General features: G+C 57.2%; 22 protein-coding genes. 10 read left to right on the forward strand and 12 right to left on the reverse strand.

From position 1 onward, the window contains the following. Window positions 1–4: 4 nt before the first annotated feature. Both dinG and ABNS66_RS03690 read left to right on the forward strand, forming a co-directional pair. The gene (gene dinG, locus ABNS66_RS03685) at window positions 5–2128 is read left to right on the forward strand and encodes an ATP-dependent DNA helicase DinG (protein WP_286837550.1); all 2124 of its coding nucleotides are present in this window, start codon (window positions 5–7) and stop codon (window positions 2126–2128) included. A gap of 4 nt (window positions 2129–2132) precedes the next feature. Beyond that, window positions 2133–2474: a YqcC family protein gene (locus ABNS66_RS03690; protein ID WP_286837549.1), complete on the forward strand. Its 342-nt coding sequence runs from the start codon at window positions 2133–2135 to the stop codon at window positions 2472–2474. 33 nt (window positions 2475–2507) lie between these two features. On the opposite strand, the gene fixJ is transcribed toward ABNS66_RS03690, so the two are convergent. Next, window positions 2508–3131, reverse strand: a complete 624-nt coding sequence (gene fixJ, locus ABNS66_RS03695) for a response regulator FixJ (RefSeq protein ID WP_204995096.1) — start codon at window positions 3129–3131, stop codon at window positions 2508–2510. Window positions 3132–3304: 173 nt separating this feature from the next. Here fixJ and ABNS66_RS03700 point away from each other — a divergent pair, with 173 nt between their 5' ends. From ABNS66_RS03700 to ABNS66_RS03710, 3 genes are read left to right on the forward strand one after another with little or no spacing between them, the layout of a single operon-like run. Then, window positions 3305–6394, forward strand: a complete 3090-nt coding sequence (locus tag ABNS66_RS03700) for a cache domain-containing protein (protein ID WP_286837547.1) — start codon at window positions 3305–3307, stop codon at window positions 6392–6394. Next, complete coding sequence (locus tag ABNS66_RS03705; protein WP_286837545.1) at window positions 6384–7937, forward strand: response regulator; 1554 nt, start codon at window positions 6384–6386, stop codon at window positions 7935–7937. Before ABNS66_RS03700 ends, ABNS66_RS03705 begins: the two co-directional genes overlap by 11 nt. Next, a complete protein-coding gene (locus ABNS66_RS03710; protein WP_286837543.1) occupies window positions 7918–8643 on the forward strand; it encodes a SprT family zinc-dependent metalloprotease in 726 nt (241 codons plus the stop codon). Before ABNS66_RS03705 ends, ABNS66_RS03710 begins: the two co-directional genes overlap by 20 nt. Here the strand turns inward: ABNS66_RS03710 and ABNS66_RS03715 are convergent. Beyond that, the gene (locus ABNS66_RS03715) at window positions 8625–9281 is read right to left on the reverse strand and encodes a TetR/AcrR family transcriptional regulator (RefSeq protein WP_286837541.1); all 657 of its coding nucleotides are present in this window, start codon (window positions 9279–9281) and stop codon (window positions 8625–8627) included. The genes ABNS66_RS03710 and ABNS66_RS03715 overlap by 19 nt on opposite strands. Before the next feature lie 120 nt (window positions 9282–9401). Between ABNS66_RS03715 and ABNS66_RS03720 the strand changes: the two genes are divergently transcribed. Next, complete coding sequence (locus ABNS66_RS03720; RefSeq protein ID WP_286837538.1) at window positions 9402–11057, forward strand: GMC oxidoreductase; 1656 nt, start codon at window positions 9402–9404, stop codon at window positions 11055–11057. Between the two features lie 33 nt (window positions 11058–11090). On the opposite strand, the gene traF is transcribed toward ABNS66_RS03720, so the two are convergent. Then, the gene (gene traF / locus ABNS66_RS03725) at window positions 11091–12212 is read right to left on the reverse strand and encodes a conjugal transfer protein TraF (protein WP_286837537.1); all 1122 of its coding nucleotides are present in this window, start codon (window positions 12210–12212) and stop codon (window positions 11091–11093) included. Window positions 12213–12375: 163 nt separating this feature from the next. Between traF and ABNS66_RS03730 the strand changes: the two genes are divergently transcribed. Next, window positions 12376–13002 (forward strand): lysophospholipid acyltransferase family protein, encoded by a 627-nt coding sequence (locus ABNS66_RS03730; protein WP_286837535.1) that lies wholly within the window; start codon window positions 12376–12378, stop codon window positions 13000–13002. A 94-nt stretch (window positions 13003–13096) separates the two neighbouring features. Further along, window positions 13097–14305, forward strand: coding sequence for an ATP-binding protein (locus ABNS66_RS03735; RefSeq protein ID WP_286837533.1), 1209 nt, complete (start codon window positions 13097–13099; stop codon window positions 14303–14305). A 5-nt stretch (window positions 14306–14310) separates the two neighbouring features. On the opposite strand, the gene ABNS66_RS03740 is transcribed toward ABNS66_RS03735, so the two are convergent. From ABNS66_RS03740 to ABNS66_RS03750, 3 genes are all read right to left on the reverse strand, one after another. After that, on the reverse strand, window positions 14311–14553 hold the full coding sequence (locus ABNS66_RS03740) for a zf-HC2 domain-containing protein (RefSeq protein ID WP_286837531.1): 243 nt from the start codon (window positions 14551–14553) through the stop codon (window positions 14311–14313). After that, window positions 14547–15161, reverse strand: coding sequence for a sigma-70 family RNA polymerase sigma factor (locus ABNS66_RS03745; protein WP_286837529.1), 615 nt, complete (start codon window positions 15159–15161; stop codon window positions 14547–14549). The genes ABNS66_RS03740 and ABNS66_RS03745 overlap by 7 nt, the downstream gene beginning before the upstream one ends. 95 nt (window positions 15162–15256) lie before the next feature. Continuing rightward, complete coding sequence (locus tag ABNS66_RS03750) at window positions 15257–15880, reverse strand: DoxX family protein (protein ID WP_286837527.1); 624 nt, start codon at window positions 15878–15880, stop codon at window positions 15257–15259. Window positions 15881–16077: 197 nt separating this feature from the next. Here ABNS66_RS03750 and ABNS66_RS03755 point away from each other — a divergent pair, with 197 nt between their 5' ends. Further along, the gene (locus ABNS66_RS03755) at window positions 16078–16449 is read left to right on the forward strand and encodes a hypothetical protein (RefSeq protein ID WP_204995108.1); all 372 of its coding nucleotides are present in this window, start codon (window positions 16078–16080) and stop codon (window positions 16447–16449) included. 119 nt (window positions 16450–16568) lie between these two features. Continuing rightward, window positions 16569–17459, forward strand: a complete 891-nt coding sequence (locus ABNS66_RS03760) for a DMT family transporter (protein ID WP_348655205.1) — start codon at window positions 16569–16571, stop codon at window positions 17457–17459. Window positions 17460–17466: 7 nt separating this feature from the next. Here the strand turns inward: ABNS66_RS03760 and ABNS66_RS03765 are convergent, their stop codons facing one another. The 6 genes from ABNS66_RS03765 to ABNS66_RS03790 are packed head-to-tail and all read right to left on the reverse strand — an operon-like array spanning window position 17467 to window position 24475. Next, window positions 17467–19146: a BatD family protein gene (locus ABNS66_RS03765; protein WP_348655206.1), complete on the reverse strand. Its 1680-nt coding sequence runs from the start codon at window positions 19144–19146 to the stop codon at window positions 17467–17469. Beyond that, the gene (locus tag ABNS66_RS03770) at window positions 19133–21094 is read right to left on the reverse strand and encodes a VWA domain-containing protein (RefSeq protein WP_286836662.1); all 1962 of its coding nucleotides are present in this window, start codon (window positions 21092–21094) and stop codon (window positions 19133–19135) included. Before ABNS66_RS03770 ends, ABNS66_RS03765 begins: the two co-directional genes overlap by 14 nt. Continuing rightward, entirely contained in the window at window positions 21091–22095 is a 1005-nt protein-coding gene (locus ABNS66_RS03775; protein WP_286836660.1) for a VWA domain-containing protein, read from the reverse strand. The genes ABNS66_RS03770 and ABNS66_RS03775 overlap by 4 nt, the downstream gene beginning before the upstream one ends. Next, entirely contained in the window at window positions 22089–22571 is a 483-nt protein-coding gene (locus ABNS66_RS03780; protein ID WP_286836658.1) for a DUF4381 domain-containing protein, read from the reverse strand. Before ABNS66_RS03780 ends, ABNS66_RS03775 begins: the two co-directional genes overlap by 7 nt. Then, a complete protein-coding gene (locus tag ABNS66_RS03785) occupies window positions 22568–23482 on the reverse strand; it encodes a DUF58 domain-containing protein (RefSeq protein ID WP_286836656.1) in 915 nt (304 codons plus the stop codon). Before ABNS66_RS03785 ends, ABNS66_RS03780 begins: the two co-directional genes overlap by 4 nt. A gap of 36 nt (window positions 23483–23518) precedes the next feature. Then, entirely contained in the window at window positions 23519–24475 is a 957-nt protein-coding gene (locus tag ABNS66_RS03790) for a MoxR family ATPase (protein WP_286694353.1), read from the reverse strand. Window positions 24476–24565 lie beyond the last annotated feature (90 nt).

Here is a 24565-nt window from a genome sequence, read left to right on the forward strand (position 1 = left end):
AATAGTGCTGAGTGATGCGCTAAAACAGCAGATTCAGGGCGCGTACCGCCAGTTTCTTGATAGCAAATCGCTGCGGCCGCGGCTCGGGCAGCGCTTAATGATTGCCCATATTGCGCGCGTGCTGGGTGGGATTAAGCGCAATCAAGATCACAAGCGCAGCGGCGGGGATCACCTGGGTGTGGTGGAAGCTGGCACGGGCACGGGCAAGACCCTGGCCTATGCATTGGCAGCGATACCCATTGCACGGGAATGTGACAAAACACTGGTGATTGCCACCGCGACCGTGGCTCTGCAGGAGCAGATTCTGCAGCGAGACTTGCCCGATATTCTTCAGCACAGCGGCCTGTCTTTCACCTTGAGTTTGTCCAAAGGGCGCCGCCGTTATTTGTGCCTCTCTAAACTTGACCAGATTCTCAGTGGTGGCGATGCCGCAACCCTACCGCTTTATCCTGATGAGCGCAGCGCCGCGCCGGACAACAGCGCGTTGGCGCTGTATACGCGTTTTGCCGATACCTTGGCGAGTGGCCAGTGGGACGGCGATCGCGATAACTGGGACAGCGTCTTGCCCGAGGAACAGTGGCAGCGCGTCACTACCGACCACGCGCAGTGCAGCGGTCGGCGTTGCAGTCATGTTAAGCAGTGCAGCTTCTTTAAAGCGCGGGAGTCGATGGCTCAAGCCGAGGTGGTTGTGGCAAACCACGACCTCGTGCTGGCCGACTTAGCATTGGGTGGCGGCGCAATACTGCCGCCGCCGGAAGAGTGCATTTATATTTTCGACGAAGCCCATCACCTTCCCGACAAGGTGATCAATCATTTCAGTGCGAACTTTCGCCTCGGCGCCAGTGAGCGATGGCTGGAACAAGCAGAGCGCAGTATTGCGCCTATTCTGGCCATACCGGCCATGCAAAAGTCACTCAGGGGGCAGTTTGACTCCCTATTGAACCTGCTCGTTGCCGTGCGAGAGGCGCTGAATCCGCTCAGGCCGATATTGGTGGAATTGCTAGAGGAGGCCGTTGAGCGGCAGGGCAATAAGCAGCTGCGCTTTGAGGAGGGCAGGGTGCCCGAGCGACTGGCTGAGCGAGCGCGCGAGTTGCGCGTTGCCTTTGCCGCGCTGGTGCAGCATTGCGAGGCCATGAGCGACACCCTCCAGGACGGTTTGGATAAGGGCACATTAGAGCAGCGCCGCGACGAGTTGGAACAGTGGTTGGGTGATGTGTCGGCGATGCGCTTTCGCTGCCAGAATATGCTGGCCCTGTGGCAGTCCTATGCCAGTGATAGCCGCACGGAAAAGCCGCCTATCGCCCGCTGGCTGACGCTGGTTGATGCCGGTCAGGGGCTCAGGGATATGGAGCTCAACAGTAGCCCTATTTTGGCGGCAAAAACCCTTCAGTCGTCACTGTGGTCGCGCTGTTATGGCGCGGTATTAACATCGGCCACGCTTACGGCGCTCGGCAGTTTTAAGCGCTTTAGTATGCGCGCTGGCTTATACGAAGACGCCAGCTTTGAGGTGGTGCCCAGCCCTTTCAATCACGCCGATGCGGGGCAATTGCATGTGCCTGCGATGAACTGTGATGCCGGCGATGCTCAGGCGCATACCGACGCATTGATTGAGATGCTGCCGCAGCTGCTGGACAAGGCGGCGGGAAGCCTGGTGCTGTTCGCATCGCGAAAACAGCTGAATGCGGTCTATGAGGGAGTGCCCTTGTCGTTGCGCAGCTTGATACTGGCGCAGGGAGAATTGCCGAAACATGACATTCTGCGGCAGCATCGCGAGCGTCTGGATGCCGGAAAGGGCAGCGTTATTTTTGGTTTAGCCAGTTTCGCAGAAGGGGTCGATTTGCCGGGCAAATACTGCTCGCATGTGGTGATCGCGAAAATTCCCTTTGCCGTGCCAGAGGACCCAGTAGAAGAGGCGCTGGCAGAGTGGATAAGCGCCAATAACGGCAACCCCTTTATGGAAATTACCGTGCCGGATGCGGCGGTTCGCCTTATTCAGGCTAGTGGGCGCTTGCTGCGCAGTGAGTCTGATCGGGGGAAAATCAGTATTCTGGACCGGCGTATAGTCACCCGTAAGTACGGCCGCAAGATGCTCGATTCAATGCCGCCCTACCAACAAGTGATAGAGTAAAGCTGTGAGTGTGTATTACCGCGTGTCCGCAACGCTGATTGATATTGAAGCTGAGCTGCGTCGCATCGGGCATTGGGAAAGCCAACGGCCGCCCGAGCAGGCACTGCGCAGCGAGCAACCCTTTGCCGTGGATACCTTGTCGTTCAACCAGTGGTTGCAGTTTATCTTTATTCCGCGAATGCGCTTTCTTGCGGAGCAGGAACAGAGCCTGCCGGGGGCGTGTAATATTTCGCCGATGGCGGAGGAGTTTTATCGAGGGCAGAATCTGCCCGTGGCGGAGTTGCTGGCTGCGCTGCGACATATCGACAGCTTATTAAGTCATGGCGGCGACGCGCCGACGCCATGACTCATCGCTCCGGCGCGCAGAGGAAGGGGCTGCTTAGCTTGCGCTGCTGTTGTCTTCGGCGGCCATTACCATGCGCACCAGGTGGGCCAGTGAGCGCACGCCCATTTTTTCCATCACCCGGGCGCGGTGAATTTCCACGGTGCGTTGACTGATATCCAGGTCATAGGCAATCACCTTATTGGCTTTGCCTTCAATCATCAGCTCCATAACCTGTTTCTCGCGGGGGGTTAGCTCGGCGAGACGCTCAATAATCTTGTGCTTTTCTTCCAGGTCGGCGCGGTTTTCAGCGTCCGCGGCGATCGCCTGCTGAATCTTGCCCAGTAGCTCTTCCTCTCGGTAGGGCTTCTGTACGAAGTCGACAGCGCCGCGCTGCATGGCTTCAACGGCCATCGGAACATCGCCGTGGCCGGTAACGAAGATAATCGGCAAAATGGAGTTTCGCATGTTCAGCTGGCGTTGAAGCTCCATGCCGTTCATGCCGGGCATACGGATGTCCAGTACCATACAGCCGGCCATATCAGTGGAGAAATCCTCTAAAAAGGCATCTGCGCGAGAGTACGCGGCAACGTGGTAGCCTACCGATTCCAAGACCATTTGCAGTGAGTCGCGAACGGCGTCATCGTCTTCAACCAAGTAGACAGTTGCTTCTTTTGTCATTATCCCGTCCTTGCTTTGTCAGGCGTCTTTCGCCCAGATTAGCCGAAATCTATGGGGTTTTGCCAGCTTCATGCAGAAATTCCTCACTGCGATACTGGCGAAGCGCGATCTGAGCCGATAAGCTTCTGGTTTATATGCCTTCGGGCCACCAATATGAAGAAGAAAGGGTGCGCATGAAATCGAAGCGCAGTTTAGTACAGATATACCTCCTCAGCCTGGTTGCCTTGTCGGCAATTCCGCTGGCTGTGCTGGGTTACATCTGGATCGCCAAAGAGTACGAGCGCTACACTCAGCAGAGTGAGGATTGGCGCGACAGTTATATCGAGTCGCGCCGTGAACTGCTGCGTCGCGAGGTCGACAAGGCCGTTGAATACTTAGAATTTAGGCGCACTCAGCTCAACCGTCAGCTTTACAACGACCTGCGCCACCAAGTGGCCATTGGTCTGTCTCTCATAGAGAACACGCGCAAGGAATATGTGGGTGAGAGCCGTAAGGAACAGCTGAGCCGCCTGCGCACCACAATGAGCTCGCTCAGCTTTCACGACAACAACGGCTTTTTCTTTCTTTTCGATTCCGCCGGGCGGGCAATTTTGCCGCCCATGCACCCCGCTGGTGATAAACGCCTGAGCGACGGCAAGGTGCTTAATGCCTTTGCCGAACAGATACGCTCGGTCACACAAAAGAAAAATTACGACTTTGTAGAATACCGAGTCACTGACAGCAGTCGCCCTGGCACCAGTGAGCGCAACTTCAGCTTTGTGTACTACTTTGAGCCGCTTGGCTTGTACATGGGGGCGAGTGTTTACCTGCATGACGAGATTGCGCGCGTTCAGAAAGAAGTTGTTGAGCGTATAGCCGCTGTGCCCGTCGATACCGAAAACTCAATCCTGTTTATGGTGGACGGCGATGGGCGGCAGTTGGTCAATGGCTATGACCCCGAGGCAGTGGGCCAGCCAATGCCGGACGTGCTTGCCGTTACTCAGGGGTTGGACGCCGAAAACAACAGCTTGTTTACCGAGCTGAATTGGCGAGACCGGGAAGGCGGTCAGCAGCCGGTGGTTTCCTATATCCGTCGCTACCAGCCCTGGGGCTGGACCCTGGGCTCGGCAGTGTTTTTGGACGAGCTCAATGCCAAACTGTTGGCTGAGCGCTCCGCCCTGCAGAGCCGTGTAGAAGAACATATTTTATTCATCTTGGTCATCGCCTTTGGCCTGATGCTGTTCTCGATGATAGCGGCGCGCTGGTTGGCTCGGCGCAGTGCGCACGGCTTCAACATCTTCCAGCAGTTCTTTGCCGACGCCAGCAAGCGTTCAACATTTATCGACGTTGAGCGGCTGCCGTTTGCCGAGTTTCAACACTTGGCGGAAGATGCCAACTTCATGGTCGAGAAGCGCACCCAAACGGAGCGCGCGCTTAAACTCAGTGAACGGCGCTTCCAATTAGCCTTGGATGCCGCCCAAAACCACCTCTGGGATCTCGACCTAAGCACTGGCTTAGTGACTGTGGGTGCCAGCTTCTTTCGCTCGCTGGGCTACACCCCTCCGAGCGAGCCCTATGCCGTGGCGGCATTTAAAGAAATTGCCTACCCGGATGATCTGCAGATTATCGCCTCTGCCGTCGATAGTTGGTTGGGTTTGGCAACTGGCAATAGTGTCGAGTTTCGGGTTCGCGACAGCGACGGAAATTACCACTGGATATACAGTCGCGGCGACGTTGTAGAAAATGACGAGCGCGACCAGCCCCTGCGCGCGATGGGTATCATGACCGATATCACCGAGCGCAAGCGCATGGAGCAGGATTTGGTGGATGCACGCATTGCCGCTGAAGATGCGCTTCACGCCAAGAGCCAGTTCCTTTCAAGTGTGAGCCACGAGTTGCGCACACCGCTTAACGGCGTACTGGGCTACGCGCAATTATTGCAAAAAGAGCAGGGCTTCCCGCCAGACAGCAAAGAGTATTTGCGCGCGATCGAAAGCTGCGGCAAGCACTTGTTGAACTTGATTAACGATGTGCTTGATCTGGCAAAAATTGAAAGTGGCAATATCAATATCGTATGCGAAGCGAATGACCTCGATGATGTTATCGCCAGTGTTGGCGACATTGTCGGCCATCGCGCGAAGTCGAAAGGCCTGGAGTTCATCATTGAGGTTGCCGAGGATGTTGAGCGCAAGCTGCAATTCGACGCCGTAAAACTGCGGCAGGTATTGGTTAACCTGCTCGATAACGCCGTCAAGTTCACCAACAGTGGACAGGTAGGCCTGAAGGTTGGTGTTAACGAAGTTGACGATAGCCTGCAGTTTGAGGTTCGCGACTCCGGTATTGGTATTCCCGCCGACAAGCTGCGAGATGTTTTTGAGCCCTTCCGCCAAGTGAATCCTCAAGACGGTAAGGGAACGGGACTCGGCCTGTCAATCTGTCGCCGCCTGGTAGAGGCGATGGGTGGCAGTTTGAATGTGCGCAGCGAGGAAGGTGTTGGCAGCTGTTTCTACTTCCATATCCCGCTAATGCCCGTGTCAGAGCAAAGCTCGCCGTTATTGGATGCGCCCGAAACGCAGGAGCCCGTCGCCGAAGAAGCCGAAATATCGGGTAATCCTGCGGTGATTGTTGCCGACGACGTTGCGGTGAATCGCCAGGTATTGCTGGGCATGCTCGAAGATATTACCGACGACGTTCGAGAAGCGGCGAACGGTCTTGAAGTGATAGAGCGTTTGAAGGAGCGCGACGCCGCCGTTATTTTGATGGATTTGCGAATGCCGGAAATGGACGGCATGGAAGCAACACGGATCATTAAGCAGGAAATGAAACACGACGTTGCCATTATTATGGCATCGGCCACCACCGACGAGGGAATGGTGGAAGAAGCGCGCTCCTTCGGCTGTGATGATTTCCTTCCCAAACCGATTAGCATGGCAGACCTGTACAAGGTAATGGCGCGATTCTGCGATACCGCCGTGCCAGACGACTCACCGGTGGCGAGCGTTGCGCCGGCGGCGTTAAAAGCGGGATATATCGATGTTTATCCGAATGCATCAGCGTCTGAGGATGTGCCGCTGCCCGAGGAATTGCTGGAAAAATTAGCCCATGCCGTAGACCTCGGTGATGTCACCGGGTTGCGAGAACTGCTTGAGGTGCTGCGTAAGCGTCACCCAGAGCAGCGCGAGTTGAGTGAAGAGGCTGAGCGCCTTCTGCGTGAATTCGACTTTGAGCGCTTAGGGCAATTGTTCAAGTCAGTAAATGAAGGAGCCGCCGTCGATGGCACCTGATCGTGGCGGAGAGCAGATACTGCTCGTCGACGACAATCCCACCAATCTCCAGGTATTGTTTAAGACGCTTGAAGGCAGTGGCTACCGGCTGTTGGCCGCGCGCGACGGTGAGTCAGCGCTCTACACGGCAAAGCGCGCTAAGCCCGCGCTGATACTGCTGGATGTCATGATGCCGGGGGTCGACGGCTTTGAGGTTTGTGAGCGCTTAAAAGCGGACCCCGAAACCGAAGATATCGTCGTTATTTTCCTCTCGGCATTGACCGATAGTCAGTCCAAAGTACACGGCCTGGCCATTGGTGGTGTCGACTATATCGCCAAACCCTTCCAGGCCGATGAAGTACTCGCAAGGGTGCGCACGCACATCAAGTTGCAGCGCCTGGAGCGAGCGCTCGCCAAGCGAAATAGCGAACTGGAGGATGAGAATCAGCGTATTCTCAACGCGGTGGATGAGGGGATTTTTGGCCTCGACAGCGCCGGAAGGGTTTCCTCGATGAACGCACGCGCCGCAGAGCTCACCGGCTGGCCACAGGCTGACGCGCTCGGCGAGCCGCTGCTGGCGCTGAAACTGTTCCCCGGTGACGACGGCTTAAACCAAGCCTTGTCGCTGCTCTGCGAAGCCGGTGTGAGCTTGCGAAAGAACCACGTTGAGCTAACCGGCAAGGACGGCGAGCTGGTTCAGGTGGCCTTGAGCGGCAGCGCCAGCGCAGAGGGTGGGGCAGTGCTGGTATTGCGCGATATTGGCGAATGGCTGGCAAATCAACAAGCGCTGGAGGCGGCCAGAAACGAGGTGGACCACCAGCGTCAGCACCTGGCGCATATTGAGCGTTTAAGCACCGGGGGCGAAATGGCAGCGGGTATCGCCCATGAGGTCAATCAGCCACTTACCGCAGTGAGTAATTACGCCCGCGTTGCCCAGCGCCTGCTGGCGGACTTACCCGAGGCGCAGCGCAGTAAGCTGGACGATGTGCTGAGTAAAATCGGTGTGCAGGCCGAGCGCGCGTCGGCGGTGATTCAGCGGATGCGCAGCTACGTGAAAAAACCCTCAGGGGCGAAGGCGACACTGTCGCTCAATGAATTATTGGAAGACGTGTTGGCGCTGGCGGAGGTGGATTCGAAGGTCAACCGTACTCGCGTAGTGTTTATGGGCGCCAATGACCTGCCAACAGTCTATGGCGACGAAGTGCAGATTCAGCAAGTCGCTCTGAACCTGATTCGCAATGCGATGGAGTCGACAGCGGCGGCGCAAAGCACCAGGCCGGTTGAGGTGAGTACGTTTTTCGCCAACGGCCGGGTTGGTTTTCGCGTTCGTGATTTTGGTCTCGGTCTCGCAAAGGAAGTGGAAGAGCAGTTATTCAGCCCCTTCGTCACTTCCAAAGAGGGAGGGATGGGGATTGGTCTGTCAGTGTCCCAGACGATTATGCAGGGCCATGGCGGCGATATCGCCTACGAGGCCAACCCGGGTGGCGGGGCAGTTTTCTGTTGCGAATTTCCCGTTGCACAAGATCCAGCGTTGACGGACTCGCGTGACTCCGCCAGCGACTGAGCAGGGACAGCTCGAGCTGGAGGGCCTGTCGGTGCGCTACGTGGTGCGTCGCCAGTCGCAACGCCGCAGGCGCTTGGCGTTGCGCGTTTCCCCGAGCGGCGATGTTGAGGTTCGCGTGCCGCAACATACTCCCCAGCACGAAATTGATGCAATGCTTCGCCGTCACGGCCGGTGGCTGAGGTCGTGTATTGAGCAGGCAGTGCCGGCGGCGCCGGCTCCTCAATATCGCTGTGGCGACTATTTTTCCTATCTGGGTGAGCGTTGGCAATTGCGCGTTGAGCCGGGACGTGGCGCGAGCATTTTTCCCGAACAGCGTTTGCTGGTTATCAAAGCCAGAGATCGAAGCCCGGAAAATATTCGCCGCTTGTTTTTATGCTGGTTACGCGATCGCAGCCGCGACTATTTTGCCGCTCGCCTAACGCAGCTGTCGGCGAGCCTGCCGTGGCCGCAGCCGCTGCCGCCGCTGCGTGTCAGGACAATGCGTTCGCGCTGGGGGAGCTGCTCAAGGCGCGGTATTTGCTTGAATATCCGTCTGATGAAGGCGCCGCCACTGTGCATTGATATGGTCATTGTTCATGAGCTGTGTCACATCCGCGAGATGAATCACAGCAGCGCTTTTTACGCGTTGATGGATGCGGCCATGCCGGGCTGGCGAGACGCGAGCAGACAGCTGGATGCATTGAGTGATCAGCTGCTGGTTGATTGACGCTGGTGATGTGCCGACACGGCGGTGAACAGCAGCACGCTGCTTTCTATTAACGACTCGCGGCTTTCGTGATAGCCATTTAACACCCAGCGCCGCGCCATTTGAACCACGGCGCCCACCAACCCTGCATAGACCATGCTGTCATTGGCGGGTTTGCTGAACTCGGCAATACCCAGCACCTGAGCAAGTTCGCCGATCAATTCGGCAAACTCTTCCATCGCTTGATAGTAGAGCGTATCCATCGCTTTGCTCACGCCAAAGATCTCAAACAGGATGACCCGCGCCAGCTCCGGTTGTTTCTCTAGGGTTTCAAAAAACGCACTTAGCCCGGTGCGCATGGTTTGCTCAGTCGATAAGCCGGGAGCGGCAATGGCGTTCAACATCGCGTCGCGAAGCAGGGCGGTTTGCTGTTGATACAGCTCGCCAAGCAGCGCCTCGCGGTTTGCAAACGACTCGTAGAAATAACGCTCTGTTAACCCCGCCGACGCACACAGACTGCGAACGGTTGCGTTGCTGTATCCCTGAGAAGACACCACTTCCAGCGCCGCCTGCAGAAGAAGCTGGCGGCGTTCAGCGCGTCGCGCATCGGGGCTTTGGCCGCGATAAGAGCGGCGGCGTGCGGGGTTTGAATTTGTCATGGGTAAAATTTTGACATGGCGCGTTGTCAAATGTAAAGTGACAACATGCATTGTCAGAATGGCATCGGTTCTGACGGAGAGTCTTTTACCAAAGAGCGGCGCAGCGGCGCTGAGAGAACAATGAGCAAACAACAAGACTACGATTTTGATTATTTGGTGGTGGGGTCAGGTTTCGGCGGTTCCGTTTCGGCTCACCGGCTCACGCAGAAGGGCTATTCGGTTGCCGTGGTTGAATCGGGGAAGCGTTGGAATGCCGACAACCTGCCCGCCAGCAACTGGCGTTTTTGGCGTTGGCTGTGGCGCCCTCTGCTTGGCTTAAAAGGTTTCTTCAATATTCGCTGGTTCCGGCATGTGCTGATCTTGCAGGGCAACGCCGTTGGCGGCGGGTCGGTGACTTATGCCAACACGCTGTTGGTGCCCAAGGAAACGGTGTGGGATGACGGCAGCTGGGCGGGCCTGACTAACTGGAAGCAGGTTATGCCCCGGCATTACGATTCTGCCAGGGCGATGTTAGGGGTCACAGAAAATCGCATCCTTGGGCCCGCAGATCATGCGCTGAAAGAGATTGCTGACGACTGGGGCTGTGGTGACACGTTCTACCGAACACAGGTGGGCGTGTTTTTCGGCAACGAAGAGGATGAGCCGGGCACCCGTTATAACGACCCTTACTTTGGTGGCGATGGTCCGGCGCGTAACAGCTGTATCGCCTGTGGTGGTTGCATGGTTGGTTGCCGGCACAATGCCAAGAATAGCCTGGATAAGAACTACCTTTACTTTGCAGAAAAGCAGGGCGCAAAAGTATTTGCCGAGAGCAAGGTCGTCGATGTGCGACCACTCGGCGATGCCCAAGGCTCGCAGGGCTATGAGGTCACGGCGATAAGCAGTACCTCTTTATTTCGCAAAAATGTCCGCCGCTGGCGAGTGCGCTCGGTTGTGTTTGCGGCCTCGTCACTGGGCACTCAAGACTTGTTATTTAAACTGCGCGACAAAGGGTCGCTGCCAAATATTTCGTCGCAACTGGGTCGCCGGGTGCGAACCAATGCAGAGTCGTTGATTGGGGTTCGTGTGCCGGGCAATCCGGAAATGGATAAGGGGATTGCGATAGGTTCGGGGGTGTACCTGGATGAGCACACGCATATCGAAGCAACGCGTTATCCAAAAGGGTCCGACGCGATGGGCATGTTGGTTACGGCAATGACGCGCGGCGATACAAGTGCCACGCGCATCGCTGTGTGGATCAAGACCGTACTCAAGCTCCTGCTAACCCGTCCCCTGCAGGGGATTCGCATGCTGATCCCCTTTGGTATGGCCTCGCAAACGATTATTTTTCTGTGTATGCAAACCCTGGAAGGGCATATCGATATGCGCTACCGGCGCCCTTGGTACTGGCCCTTTAGCAAGAAAATGCTCAGTCATGGCGAACGCATTCCCACGTATATTCCTCAGGCCAGCGATTTCGCCCAGCGGGCGGCGGAAAAGCTGGGTGGAATGGCGGGAAGTTTGCTTACAGAGGTGCTCTTTAATATTCCTGCCACCGCGCATTGTATGGGCGGTGCGGCGATGGGGCGCTCTGCTGACGAGGGAGTGATTGATTACCGCAACCGGGTGTTTGGCTACCAAAACATGTATATCTGTGACGGTTCCATGCTGGGCGCGAACCTGGGTGTAAACCCCTCGCTCACCATCACAGCCTTGACCGAGCATGCCATGAGTCACATTCCCGCCAAGCAGGAGCTCGCCGACGAAAACGCTGCCCCTAGCAGCGCTGCTGCCTAGGGGCAGCCTCCGCCCCGAAAACAGGGTCCAGGCTTAGAGTGGCAGTTGTAGTGACGCGTGGCCGCCGAGCTCGCGTTTGCCTGCTGCTGTCACGCTGATTTCCGCCCTCAGCGAGCGGCCGAGGGTATAGCGGATGCCGGCGTTGCCGGTATCTCGCTCGTAGCGGTGCTCAGCGTAGTTGTAACCCATAACGAGGGCAAATCGTCGGGTAACGTTCAAGCTCGCCGAGATGTTGACGTCGCGACGCTGTGGTGCCTCGCCAAAGCGTGCTCTTGGCACAAGGTCACCCATGATCTGTACATCTCCCCAGGGGCGTCGATAGTCGATCCCGGCGATCACCCGGCTGCGTTGGCGGTAGAGGTCACCGCTGGCTCCGCGCAGGGATTCGGTATACAAGTCTTTGACTATTAGGTGCAGGCCGACATGGCCAATGGTATGTCGCATGCCGAGGTCGGCATTGAGTTGCACCCGGTTCTTAATGTCGGTGTCCCAGTCGAACACTTTATTCTTTTCGTAGTCATCGTAATCGATGCGACGCTCAAGCAAGCTGATGACCTGTATCTTGCCCAGAATTCCAAATTCAGTATTCGGCAGAGCGTCCAGACGGAAGTGATAATTGATGCCCGCGTGGTTTTCCAGCACGGCGGAGATATCCATGTAGGATTCTAGGTCGGGGCCGCCAAACAGGCCGGTTATTCCGGCAAAGCGCAGGCGATTTTCATCGCCTTCGTCATAGTAAAAGCGCGCAGTGCCACGCAGCTCGCTGCCCAGCCGGTAGTGAAACGGGCTCTCATTGGATGTTGCCAGAATAATTGTGCCGCGGCTGCGCAGGCTGGTGGTCGCGCCGTCCAAGGCTTCGAGCGCGTCGACTAAATCTTGTTCGTCACCCGGAATCAACAATAGGCCTCGCGACCTCGCCTCGAGATTTTCGCCTTCTTCTTTTACCTCCAGTGCTTTGTCCAGCAGGTCGTCCCTGTCGTCGAAGTAGATCTCGCCGTAACTGTAGAGCAGGGTTTCTTTTGGGTCGCGGCTGGTTTGTGCGTCAGCCGGATTGTTGTCCAGTGCGCGCAGGTCCACGGGTTTTGAGGGCTGTGCGATGGCAATGCAGCTGTACAGGTAGCAGGGGATAAGCAGTAGCTTAAGAAGTCGGCTCACTTGGGGCTCCGGTGTCGCGGCGCGACAGCTAGGCCGCATATTATGGTGTTTTGGCGAGGATAGCGGGGGCAGCTCAGGGCGGCAAGCGTCGGCGTAGATTCTTGTGTATGATTCTGAGCGTCGGCGATGACCGACAAATAACAATAACGATGTAGAGCGGCTCATGACTTCCTATGTTTCTGAGATAGCGCAGCGTAAAACGGTGTGCAGTTACCCCCGGGTATTAATAGCTATTCACTGGTTAGTCGGCGGCGTGTTTCGGCTGCGAGGGTGGCGTTTTCAGATGCCTGCGCCGACGCCGCGCAAATATGTGATGGTCGTTGCGCCGCATACCAGTAATTGGGACTTTTTCTTGATGGTAGCGCTTGGCGCTGCGCTGGGGCGACAGGTGCGCTTTATGGGCAAGCACAGCTTATTTCTCGGCCCGCTTGGGAGCTTGCTGCGTTGGTTAGGCGGTATTGCGGTAGAGCGCACAAGTCGACATAACTTCGTTGAGCATATGGTTGAGCAATTTCACAATACCGATGACATGGTGCTGATTATTGCCCCGGAAGGTACGCGCAAGGCAGTAGAGCGCTGGAAGGGCGGCTTCTACCACATTGCTGCAGGGGCGGGTGTGCCCATTGTGCCGGTGTATCTTGATTACGCGGAAAAACGGGTTGGCTTCGCGTCGCCGTGTATGCCTACCGGCGATATGGATGCGGATATGGTCGATATCCAGCAGTGCTATGAGCGCGTCACTGCTCGTCACCCCTCCGGCGATAGCAGCCACCCCAACAAAGGTAGGTAGATTACCCAATAACCCTGGGCGGTGTGCTTGCTGACAATGTAATTTTGCGTAAAACGGCTACACTCAGCGCATTACCACAGCGAGGCGGCAAGTCATGAATGAGTTCTGGCGCAGTATCCTGGGGCCGGAAATGCCACCCCATGGTCACTGCTACCTTTGGAATGAGCAGTTGGTGTTTCTGCACGTTCTTAGCGACACCTTAATTACCCTGTCTTACTTCACGATTCCCATTGCTTTGATTGTCCTCGTCAAACGGCGTGACGATCTCAAGTTCAATTATATGTTCTTGATGTTTGCGGTGTTTATTTTTGCGTGTGGTACCACGCACTTAGTGAATATTCTGAATGTTTGGTACGGTGCTTATTGGTTAAGCGGCACCATAAAGGCGATAACAGCCATCGCCTCTGTCGGCACGGCAATACTCGTGTGGCCCCTCATCCCCAAAGCCCTGGCGTTGCCGAGTAACGCGCAGTTGGTCGAGCTGAACAATCAGTTACAGAATGAAATTGCGGAGAACCGTCGTAAACAAGAAGAGGTGGAGCGTTTGTCGGCAGACTTGCAGAGCCTTGTTACCCAGCGTACCGAAGAGCTCGCCGAAGCGCGGTTGAATAAAACCCTACTCGAAAAGACCAATGAGTCGCTCAGTAATAGCAATACGGCACTGGAAGAATTCTCGCGCGCCAGTACCGAGGGTTTTGTCGAGCCCTTGAGGGTTATCGATGTATACAGCAAGCGCCTACAAGAGCGCGCTGGCCAGGAGTTGAGCGAGGAATCGCGGCAATGGTTAAGCAAAGTCCGTGAGGCAAGCAGCCAGGCGTCGCGCTTGAATGCCGGCTTGCAGCGTTATAGCCAGCTGCCCTTGAATGAGCCCGTTGAGGAGTTGAGCCTGGACAGCTTGGTGTCGCGAATTATCGACGACGAGGCGATGGCCGATGTCGTGAGCATTCAACCGCCCGGCTTGGGTACCGCCGTGCTGCCGGGTGGAACGCTGACCTTGGTTATCAGAGAATTATTGCGCAACGCCAAACGCTTCAGTGGCCAGCGCCCATTGCGAGTGGATATCGGCCGCTTACCCGACCCCACGACGGGTGGCCTCGCGCTGTTTGTACGGGATAACGGCCGCGGGATTCCCGCTGCCCAGCAGAAGCGTGTCTTTGCGCTCTTCGAGCAATTTCATTCGGAGGGCGAGGGTGTTGGCCTGGCGTCTATTCGCCGCCTCGTTAGCGAATATGGTGGCCGTGTCAGCGTTATCAGTGACGGTGAGAGTGGCAGCGAGTTCCGAGTTGAATTCCCGCTGCTATAATCCGCTCACTTTTTGCCCGCTGACTCGTCGATTTTGTCGAGAATGCGGGTAGCGGTGTCGTTGTCCTCTTGCCAAAGTTGACGGGCTAACCTCGCTGCGGTGTCGCGGCTTGTCACTAGGTGCTGCCGAAAGCGCCGACAGGGGCCGCAAATCATCAGGTGCATTTTAAATTGCAGGCCTGCCCAACCGCGCGGCGGGTTATCGAGGTGGTCACTGGCCAAATGGCTTACTTCCTTGCAGCTTAGCATTCCCCCGTCTCCTGAAAGTGGTCGACAACATCTAATAGCTTGAGTCGCGCTCGGTGAAGTAATACGCGTACATTGCTTTCGCTTAGCAGCAATTGATCGGCAATATCACTCAGTGGCATTTGCTCTAAATCACGCAGCATAAACACCGCTTTTTGGTTCTCCGGTAGCAACGTTAATGTGTGCTCGATACAACAGCGCAACTGGTCTTCCTCTAGCAGGCGTTCCGGCGTGCCCAGTTCCCAATGCGCTGGCGGGATTTGCCAGTGGCCATCGGCGGCGAAACGGCTCTCTGCGAGCGCCGCAGGAAGCTGCTCGGTATCGGCTACATTCATATGGCGCTTCTCCTTGCGAAGTCGCGATTTGGCCTCGTTACTGACGATCTGGATCATCCAGGTCGATAGTGCAGAGCGTCCCTCGAAGCGGTTTATCGCCCTGAATATTGAGGTCCAGGCTTCCTGTACCACATCCTCGGCAAAGACATCACCAATAATGGCGCGGGCCACAATGAGCAGGCGCTGATTGTAGCGCACAATAAGATCCCTGAATGCGGCGTTGTCACCGCTTTGCAGGCGTTCGAGCAGGGCGTCGTCTTGCGTTACTTGTGACACGCGTAGTGGCCTTCGTTTTATTGCGAAACGTAGGCCATAGTGTCCCTGATAACGCGACCCGACGGCAATGCTTGGCGGTAAAATTGCTGACATCTTTAGTGGCGTTGTCGCGTCACGTAACGGTGGAGGCCGTCATCGATACTCACGTAGCGCCCTCCGCCCATTTTGATCAGGGCCAGTAGCATAATGAAATAGGTGGCTGCGAACTCGATGCCGTTGTTGAGGATCACGAAGTTGCCGCTCTCGGTCAGCCAATCGTAATGGCCGTGCTCCTGAAGAATGGATTTTGCCGCGTCCAGTTTTTCCGCTGCGGCGTCAACACGGGCATTTGCAAAGGGGGCACTCGCATCGGCGATCGCCTGCCAACCAAAGGACCAGTGCACGGTGGTGGCGGCCACCAGCATGGTAACGGCGAGCGGCACCGCTATCCAGCGTGTGGCCAGGCCAACGAGCAGCAGGGCGGCACCCGCCAGCTCAGTGGCCGTAGCCAAGCCTGCCATCAGTGTTGGCATGGGTAGCCCGAGGCCCCACTCGGGGTTGCCAAACCAGGCGACGGTATCGTCGAAATGGCGGTACTTATTGCTGCCTGCCATCCAAAATATTGGTACCAGATAGAGCCGAATCAGCAGTGACGGCAGACCAGAGAGCGGCGTCAGCAGGCGCCCTAGTCCCTTGTGTAGGCGAGTGACCGTGTCAGTAGCGGTCTGGAGAAACGTCATGGCGAGCATCCTTATTTTTACAGGTATGGGCCATAGACGAACCGCGTTCGCCATTGTTACACCGTCTGGAAATATTCCAGCGATGCCAATAAATTTTATTAATTCGCTGTAACAACTTTCTCTGTGAGTCATCTATGCTGTAACGCAGGTGCTTTTCGCTGGCGTCAATTAAACTTTCTAAACGAGGTAGTACATCCATGAATAAATCAAAAATGACAGCACTGACCGCCGCCATGTTCGCTTCAAGTCTTGCTTCCGCTGCGGTGAGCGATAGCGGCAACCCCTTCAGTGCGCAATCGCTGAGCAGTGGCTATCAACAAGTGGATTTTGGTAAGCACGCTGAGGGTAAATGCGGCGAAGGCAAGTGTGGTGGCAAAAAGGCCAGCGACGAAGGTAAATGCGGCGAGGGCAAGTGCGGTGGCAAAAAAGCCAGCGACGAAGGTAAGTGCGGCGAAGGCAAATGTGGCGGCAACAAAGCCCGTGACGAAGGCAAGTGCGGCGAGGGTAAATGTGGCGGCAACAAAGCCCGTGACGAAGGCAAGTGTGGCGAAGGTAAGTGCGGCCACTAAATTCGTGGCGGCAATAGCGCCGCCCACTCCTCTTTTCTGGTAAAGGTCGCCAGCGCTATTTATAGTGTTCGGCGGCTGCGCCACAGCGCAGTCCTATTATCGGTATGTTGGGCGGTGTTGTGGCAGGTTTTCCTTTTCGATTTTCACAAGACAGGCGGCGCTTAGCCATTGGCGTTGGCTTGTCCCTGCTCACTGTTTTCCTGTCGGCGACCGTTGCCGCGGTCGGTAAACATTTGTCGGGAATGCAGGTGCCGGTATCGGCAATGATCGTTGCCCAATACAGCATATCCTTTGTTTTTACCCTGCCCAGTGTTGCGCGCGGCGGCGTTGCCAGCTTGCGTAGTGAGCGCCTGCCCATGCATTTTTTGAGGGGGTTAAGTGGGGTTGCATGCTTCTACTTCTACTTTTTCGCGCTCAGTAAAATCTCACTGTTAGAAGCCACGCTGCTGCGCAACAGCGCACCATTGATGGTGCCCCTGTTAATATTTTTTGCGTTGCGAGAGCCGGTGAGCCGTCGCAGCTTGCCACCCTTACTGCTGGGTTTTGCCGGGGTGGTGTTGGTGCTGCGGCCGGGCTTTGCGGAGTTGAGTATCTGGCATTTGGTTGCGCTGGTCTCGGGCTTGGGCCTGGCTATTTCTATGATTACCACGCGTATGTTGGCGTCCACTGAACCCGCAAATCGGATCTTGTTCTATTACTTTGCCGTGTCCCTGATGGTCAGCGTGCCGTTTTTTCTCTGGCAGGGCGGCGACGTGCATCTCTCGGCCTACCCTTGGTTGCTGTATATGGGGGTGGTGATCTATTTGTGCTTTCTGCTGTACACCTGGGCTTATCGCTATGCCTCGGCATCGGTGCTCGCGCCGACCAGTTATTTTGCGGTGGTCTTTGGCGGGCTGCTGGATTGGCTGATCTGGGGCCTGCTGCCAGATACGCTCACACTGATTGGCATTGCGCTGGTGATTCTTGGCGGTGTGATGGTTGTCGGCGGCCGCGACGATGCCAAAACATAAGTGGTGCTCATAGGTTCTTGTACAGTGGCGCGAGGGCCGGTTTGGCGGGACTCGCGGCCTGCTGCTTTCTGTAGGTCGCTGCGGTCTGTAGCAACGCGGCGTAATCCACACAGGGCTCGGTGGTGCGATAAAGTTCGGCGTTGATACTGTCGACGTGGGTGGCAAAGGCGGGTTCGTGAGCGACGAGCTCCGCCAAACTGCGATAGCCGTCTTGCTGGTGAGAGGCCCAGTCTTGTAACGCCGCTCTCGCGGCGCGGGTATCGCGCTGTTTGCAGGCCTTTTTCAGCCTTTGGTAAGCCGCCTTTTCGTGTTGGTCATTCTTCTCAGTATCGCGGAGGGGAGGCTCTGTGCGATCACGACGGCGTAGCAGCGCCCACAGGCAGAGAAGGTTGGTGCAAATTAATAGGGCAATAATTATCCGGTAGGGCGCCAGTGGAGTGTCTGTGGAAATCGCTGGGCCGCTGAGCGGGGTTGCCGAGGGCGCAGCTTGCGACGCTGCGGTTTCGATCGCCTCATCGCCGGGCGCGCCCGGTGCGGGACTTACGACTAACTCCCGGGCGGGTAATACCGCCAGCTCGGCGCGGTTAGTGCGTGTGTTCCACCAGGCAAGTTTTATTTCGGGCAGGGTGTAGCGCCCGGCTTCGTTGGCGATCATCGCCGTGGATTCGCTGCGCAGGCCAACCAGTATTTGTTCATCTTTGTTATTTTGCAGCACTGGCTGGTCAGGGTAGAGCTTGGCCCCTGCCAGGTCGTAGCGAGGCAGTGCAGGTAGCTGCGCTGCCATCAGCCCCTCGGCGCGAATATCCACGCGACGGGTAATCGACTCGCCCACCTGCAGTTGCTCGGGGTCGCTGCTCCACTCTTCAAATATCTCTACGTTGCCTGCGGGCAGCCATAGCGCGCCGTCGAAGTCTGCGGGGGGGGATTGAATATCAATCTCCATGGGCGGACTGCGACGTACCAGTAAACGGCCTGGGTCTAACAGTGAAGGGCGGTAGCTTTCCACGCGCGCTTGCAGCGTCAACGCAGGTATCTCCAATGTGCCACTGCGCTGAGGGAAAACGGCGTAGCGGCGTTCAATAACCTGAAAGCTGCGGCCATCAATGCGTTGGCGGTAACGACTCTCCCCTAGTGATTCGACCAGGGCATTGTCGACTTCCAGGGGATCCAGGGTGGCGTCGAGAAAATTCACCGAGCTGTATAGCTTGACGCTGTATTCCAGCATTTGCTGAACATAGCCGCGACGCGGCGTGATATCCGCTTCTAACCACACTTGGCGATTGTCAGTATTCTGGCGTCGCGCGCTGTTTGACGGCGTGACGCGGATGCTTATCGCCTTGGTTTGTTTGTTGCCCATGGTGATGGCGGGTATGGTCAGGTCGCCTTCGCGCTTCGGGGCCAGCGTGTAGTCCCACTGACGGCTGCTGCTGATTTTGCCGTTGACGATATTGGTACGGCTGCTCTGCTGTCGGTTCAGAATATGGAAATCATTGCTCAGCTCGCTTACATCGGGCTCACCGCTGAATAAAATGCTGTCGGCCGACAAGGTGAGGTTGAGGGTTTCCTCCAGGGCGACTTGATTGCGGTCGACCGAGGCACGTACTGTGGTTTCGGCCTGCGCGAGGCCGCTACAGCAAAGCGCAAAAAAGCTCAGCCACAAGGTCGCTAGATACTTAATACGGGGCATAGTTTTCGGCCTCCGGCAGCTCGCCTTGGCGGCGGCGCTGATCATATTGGTATTGGAATTTGTTGCGAAGCAGCGTATCCGAGCTGTCAGGAATATTTCTCAGCCACTGCTCTTGCGCCTGTTCTTCCTCTGACAGCGGCGCCTGAGCGGCGCCAGCAGCAGGCGCTGCTTTGGCATTTTCAGCGGGCGTAGTGCCGTCGCTTTGTCGGGCGACAGCGTCGTTTTGCGCATCGTCATTCTCACCGCGTTGTTGCGCGTGCTGTTCGGCGAGAGCCCTCTGGTTCGCCGTGTTTTCTGAAGCAGGTGCGGCGCCGGAATCGTCGGTGCCTGGATCCTCTGATGGGTCGGCTTGCTGTTCCCCCGAAGACTGTTGCGGGTTTTTGCCTTTGCTATTTCCGCCTGCGCTGGTGGCATTGTTGTCAGCCGCGGCGTTGTTACTTTGCGGGTCGCCGCCTTGTTCTTGGTTATCAGCGTCTTTATTTTGAGAGCCCTGGTTTTCAGAGGCCTGATTTTCAGAACCTTTGTTTTCAGAGCCCTGGTTTTCAGAACCCTCGTTTTTAGAACCCTGGTTTTCAGATCCTTGGTCGCCGCCTTGCTGCTGTTGTTTTGTTAATTGCTCTACTAATGCCTTGTTGGCTTTGGCATCGGCCATGTCGGGTTGGCGTTGTAACGCTTGATCGTAGGCCTCCAAGGCCTCGTCCAGTTTTCCCGCTTTGGCCAGTGCGTTGCCACGGTTATAGTGAGCGTCAGCGGAGTCTCGCTCTGCGAAAGCATCCGCCGCCGCGGCATAGTTGCCGGCGCGATAGTGGGCGCTGCCGCGCCACATAGGGTCGCGGAATAGTTCGGCGGCTTCTGCGGGCGCCTCCTGAAAGCGCTGCAGTGCTCGTTGGTCGGCGGTTTTCCACGGGTGCTGCCAGTCCAGCGCATAGCTGTGCTCGGGCTGGGTGAGTATCGCGAGGAATATAATCAGCACAGCACCGCGTCGGAAGGCCAGCAGGGCAAAGGGTAGCAGGAGCAGGGCTAACCACTGACCGCCGTCTTGCCACTGCTCGAAGGTTTGCTGCTGTGTACTCTCTTCAAATTGTTGGCTGCCCGCTGCCAGTTTGCGCAGGGCGGAATCGCCCAGTGGGGCGCTTAAGTTAATGTACTGCCCCCCGGCTTTGCGGGCCAGGGCCTGCATCAAGGCCTCTGGCATATTGGCGACGATGGTATTGCCTTGTGAGTCCTTTAAAAAGCCCCCTTCCGGCAGGGGGATAGGCGCGCCCTGTTCACTGCCCACACCGATAATTGAAACCGGGTAAGAGGACTGGTCGACAAAGCCCTCCAGTCCCTTTAGCTGCTGTGCAGAAAAGCCATCGCCGATAAGAAGAATGTGGCCGCTGGGGCTACCCGCATTGTCGAGTAGCTGCTGCGCCTGGACGAGTCCGCTAAGGGGGTTGCTGCCTTGCACAGGCATCATAGCTGGATGGAGGGCGGGCAGCAGCGTATTGAGGGTGTTGCCATCATCGGTGAGCGGCGCTACTACAAAGGCGTCGCCCGCACTGGCCACCAAGCCTGTTTGGCCGTCGGCGCGCAGTGCCAGCAGATCGCGTATGGCATATTTAGCCCGCTGCAGGCGCGACGGTTGTAGGTCTTCGGCAAGCATGGAGGGGGACAGGTCCAGCACAATCGCCAAGCCGCCTCGGTCTTCCAATACGGGACTTGGCAGGCGTTGCCAGCTCGGTCCCATGAGTGCCAGCCAGCACAATAATCCCGCCAAGAAAACTGGCCACAGGCGCCGAGAATAGCGGCCTCGCGGTTGCTCAAGGAGGTGGGGCAATAAGCCAGGGTCGATAAATTGCTGCCACTGCTGCGCCAAACGCTGCTGGCGAAGGTGGAGCCATAAGCACAGTAGTATTGGCAGTGCGCTCCACACCCACTCGGGACGCAACCAATGTAGCGTTATCATTGCGATCTCCTTTGCGCCAGGGTAATCGCCAGCGCTGTTATTAGCGCAGCGGTCAATGGCCAGTGGAGGAGGGAGCGTCGCGGCCGAATCTGTTGCTGTTCCTGCTCAATTGGCTCTAACGCGGCAATGGCATTGTAGGCCGCTTGCAGTTCTTCTGTGTTGCGCGCGCGGTAATATTCGCCGCCGGTTTGGTGGGCGATTTCGCGCAGTGTTTTTTCATCCAGGTCGGCAGAGGGGTTAATTTTTCGCGCCCCTAGCCGACTGCCAAAAAGCCCTGGTACTTCCATTTCTGTTGCCCCGACACCAATGGTGTAAATGCGGATATTCTCACGCTGGGCTACGGCAGCCGCCTCTAAGGGCGGTAGGGTGCTGGCGGTGTCGGCACCATCGGTTAATAAAATTACCACGCGGCTATTTTCCGGGCGTTTGCGCAGTCGCTTGATGGCAAAGCCAATGGCATCGCCGATGGCGGTTTGTTTGCCAGCGAAGCCAACCTCGGCTTCATCCATTAGCTGGCCGAGAGTCGCCAAGTCGAAGGAGAGCGGGGATTGAATGTAGGCGCGCGAGCCGAACAGGATGAGTCCGAGCTTGTCGCCTCGGCGCTGGCGGACAAATTCGTTGACGACTGCCTTTACGACAGTAATGCGAGGCAGGGCGCTGCCTTGAACTTTCATATCTTGCTGAGCCATCGACCCTGAGATATCGACTGCCAGCATTAGATCCCTGCCGGTGCTGGGAAGCGCCTGAGGCTCACCCACCCACTGTGGACCACTGGCGGCGGCAAGCAGGCTGAGCCAGAGCAGCCAATGTGCAATGATAAGCGGGCTTTTGGTGTTTTTTATGCTGAGGCTTTCGCGGTCGCGAAGCTGCATCAGTTGGTGGTAAAACGGCACCCGCAGGGCGCTTCGCACGGCCTGCTCGCTTGCGGGTTTGCTCAGTGCCCTAACGATGAGTGGCAGGGGCAGCAGCAACAACAGCCATGGCCACTGTAAACTCAGCATCCCTTCGCTCTCCTGTGCGTGCGCAGCCATGTGCTTACTGACCTATGCAGCCCGTCGCGATCAGTCAGCTGCGACGTTGCCTGATAAGCGGCGGTCTCCAGTTCGGCAAACTGCTGGGTAGTAAACACAGGGTGCTTGCAGTAACTATTTAATAGCTCGCACCAGGCGTCGCCTCGCGCAGTAGCGGCGCGTTGGCCATCAAGCTGTAAAGCGACTCGGCGCAGCAATTGATTGGCGCTTGCGGCGTAAAGGCTGTCATCGCTTTGCTGCGCGAGCTTTCCGAGCTCCGCCAGCGCGGCGCGGCGATAGGCGTTGCGGTTGTAGCAGCGGCGCCAATACAGCGCACCGGCGAGGGCGACCAACAACAGCAGTCCGAGCAGGGCAAACCAGCCCCAGGCCCAGGGGAAATCAGCTGGCGGTGGCGGTAGGTGGATGTCGGCGAGTCGGGCCAATGGGTCAGTGGGCCTTGGCGTCATGTTAGCCGGATCTCCCTGCTGAGGATGTCCAGTAGGTCGTCATCGGTACTCAGTGGTAACAAAACAACGCCCAGCTGGCGCAGCTGTTGTTGAAGCGTTTGCTGGGCCTGTGCAATGTGATCGCGGTAGTGCTGTTGTAGCCGCTGGTCGATATTAATGACCGAACGCTGTTGGCCATCGCTGAGGGGCAGCGCACCTTGCAGCGGCAAGCGCAGCTCCAGCGGGTCGTTGATGCCCAGCGCGACAATGTCGTTGTGACGTGACAGCAGCAGCAATTGCTTGTGGGCCTCGTCATCGTAGTCGTGAAAATCGCTCAAGATAAACACTGATGAGCCCGGCCTGGTGATGCGCCGAAGTTCCTCTAGCGCCGACGACAGGGGTTGTTTATCCACAGCGGGCGCTTGGAGTAGCCGCTCACTGTACTCGCAGGCGCTGTTTAACAAATGCAGTACTGCTCGGCTGCTGCGCTTAGGCCGAAACTCGTTATGGCGGTCGTCGGAAAAAATAAGGCCGCCGACTCGGTCATTGCTGTCCAGACCATTCCATGCCAGCAGCGCCGCGGCGTGGCAGGCCATCACTGACTTAAAGCAATGGCGGCTGCCAAAGGCCATCGGCCGACGCTGGTCCAGGCAAATAACAATCGGCCGCTCGCGCTCTTCCTCAAACACGCGGGTGTGCGGCTTGGTGGTGCGCGCGGTTACCCGCCAGTCGATGTGGCGAATCTCGTCGCCGCCTTGGTAAGCGCGAAGTTGTTGGAAGCTTAAGCCGCGACCTTTGAAGGGCGCCGGGTGATTGCCGGTTTGTCGGGCGACGTGGCGCCGTTGTTGGCGCAGGCGAAGTTGCCGCGCGGTCAGTCTGGCGGCTATCAGCGCAGCGCGGTTAACACTCGCGCCGCGAACTACGTAGTTCATTGATTCTGTTGAAGACGTCGCTTTGGCCATAGCGGTTTAGGCAACGGGTACGCAATGAATCAGTCGGTCTATCAATTGGTCGCGGGCAACGCCCTCGGCCTCAGCGGCGAAGCTGATAATTAAACGGTGGCGGAGCACGTCGTGGGCGACAGCTTGGACATCATCCGGGCTAACGTAGTCTCGGCCGGCCAGCCAGGCATGGGCACGCGAGCAGCGGTCCAGGGCGATGGTCGCTCGCGGGCTGGCGCCGACATCGAGCCACTGGTCGAGCTGTTGATCCCACTGGCCGGCATTGCGCGTCGCGACGACCAGTTGCACGATGTACTGCTCCACGGCGTCGGCCATATGAATATCCAAAGCCTGCTGTCTTGCCGAGAATATCGCCTGCTGGCTGATTTGCGGCGCAGCGCTTTGCTCGCCCTGGGCCTCGTTGCGTACGCTGCGCAGAATGGCCAGCTCGGCTTCTGCACTGGGGTAGTCGACATTGACATGCATCAGGAAGCGGTCGAGCTGAGCCTCTGGCAGTGGGTAGGTACCCTCTTGCTCAAGCGGGTTTTGGGTTGCCATTACCAAGAACAAGGAGTCCAGGGCGTAGCTGTGGCTGCCGACGCTGACCTGCCTTTCCGCCATGGCCTCCAGCAGTGCGGACTGCACTTTAGCCGGGGCCCGGTTGATCTCGTCGGCCAGCAACAGATTGTGGAATATGGGGCCGCGTTGGAACTCAAACACGCCGGTTTCGGGGCGATAGATTTCGCTACCGGTGACATCGCCAGGTAGCAGGTCCGGGGTGAACTGAATACGCTGGAAGCTGCCCTCAATGGCATCGGAGAGGGTTTTGATCGCCTTGGTTTTCGCCAGGCCGGGGGCGCCTTCAACCAGCAGGTGGCCGTCTGCCAACAGGGCAATAAGCAGGCGTTGGGTGAGTTGCTGCTGGCCGATAATCTGGCTGTTCAACCAGTCGTGGAGCTGGCTGATGTGTTGGTGTTCGGTCATTTAAGGTCTACCTGTGACAATATTCTTATGTGCCCGATGGTGGGGGCATTTGTGCCATTTTCAAGCGCTGCTGGGGCGAGGTTTAGCAGT

This window comes from uncultured Spongiibacter sp. (assembly GCF_964011655.1).
Taxonomy (GTDB): Bacteria; Pseudomonadota; Gammaproteobacteria; order Pseudomonadales; family Spongiibacteraceae; genus Spongiibacter; species Spongiibacter marinus.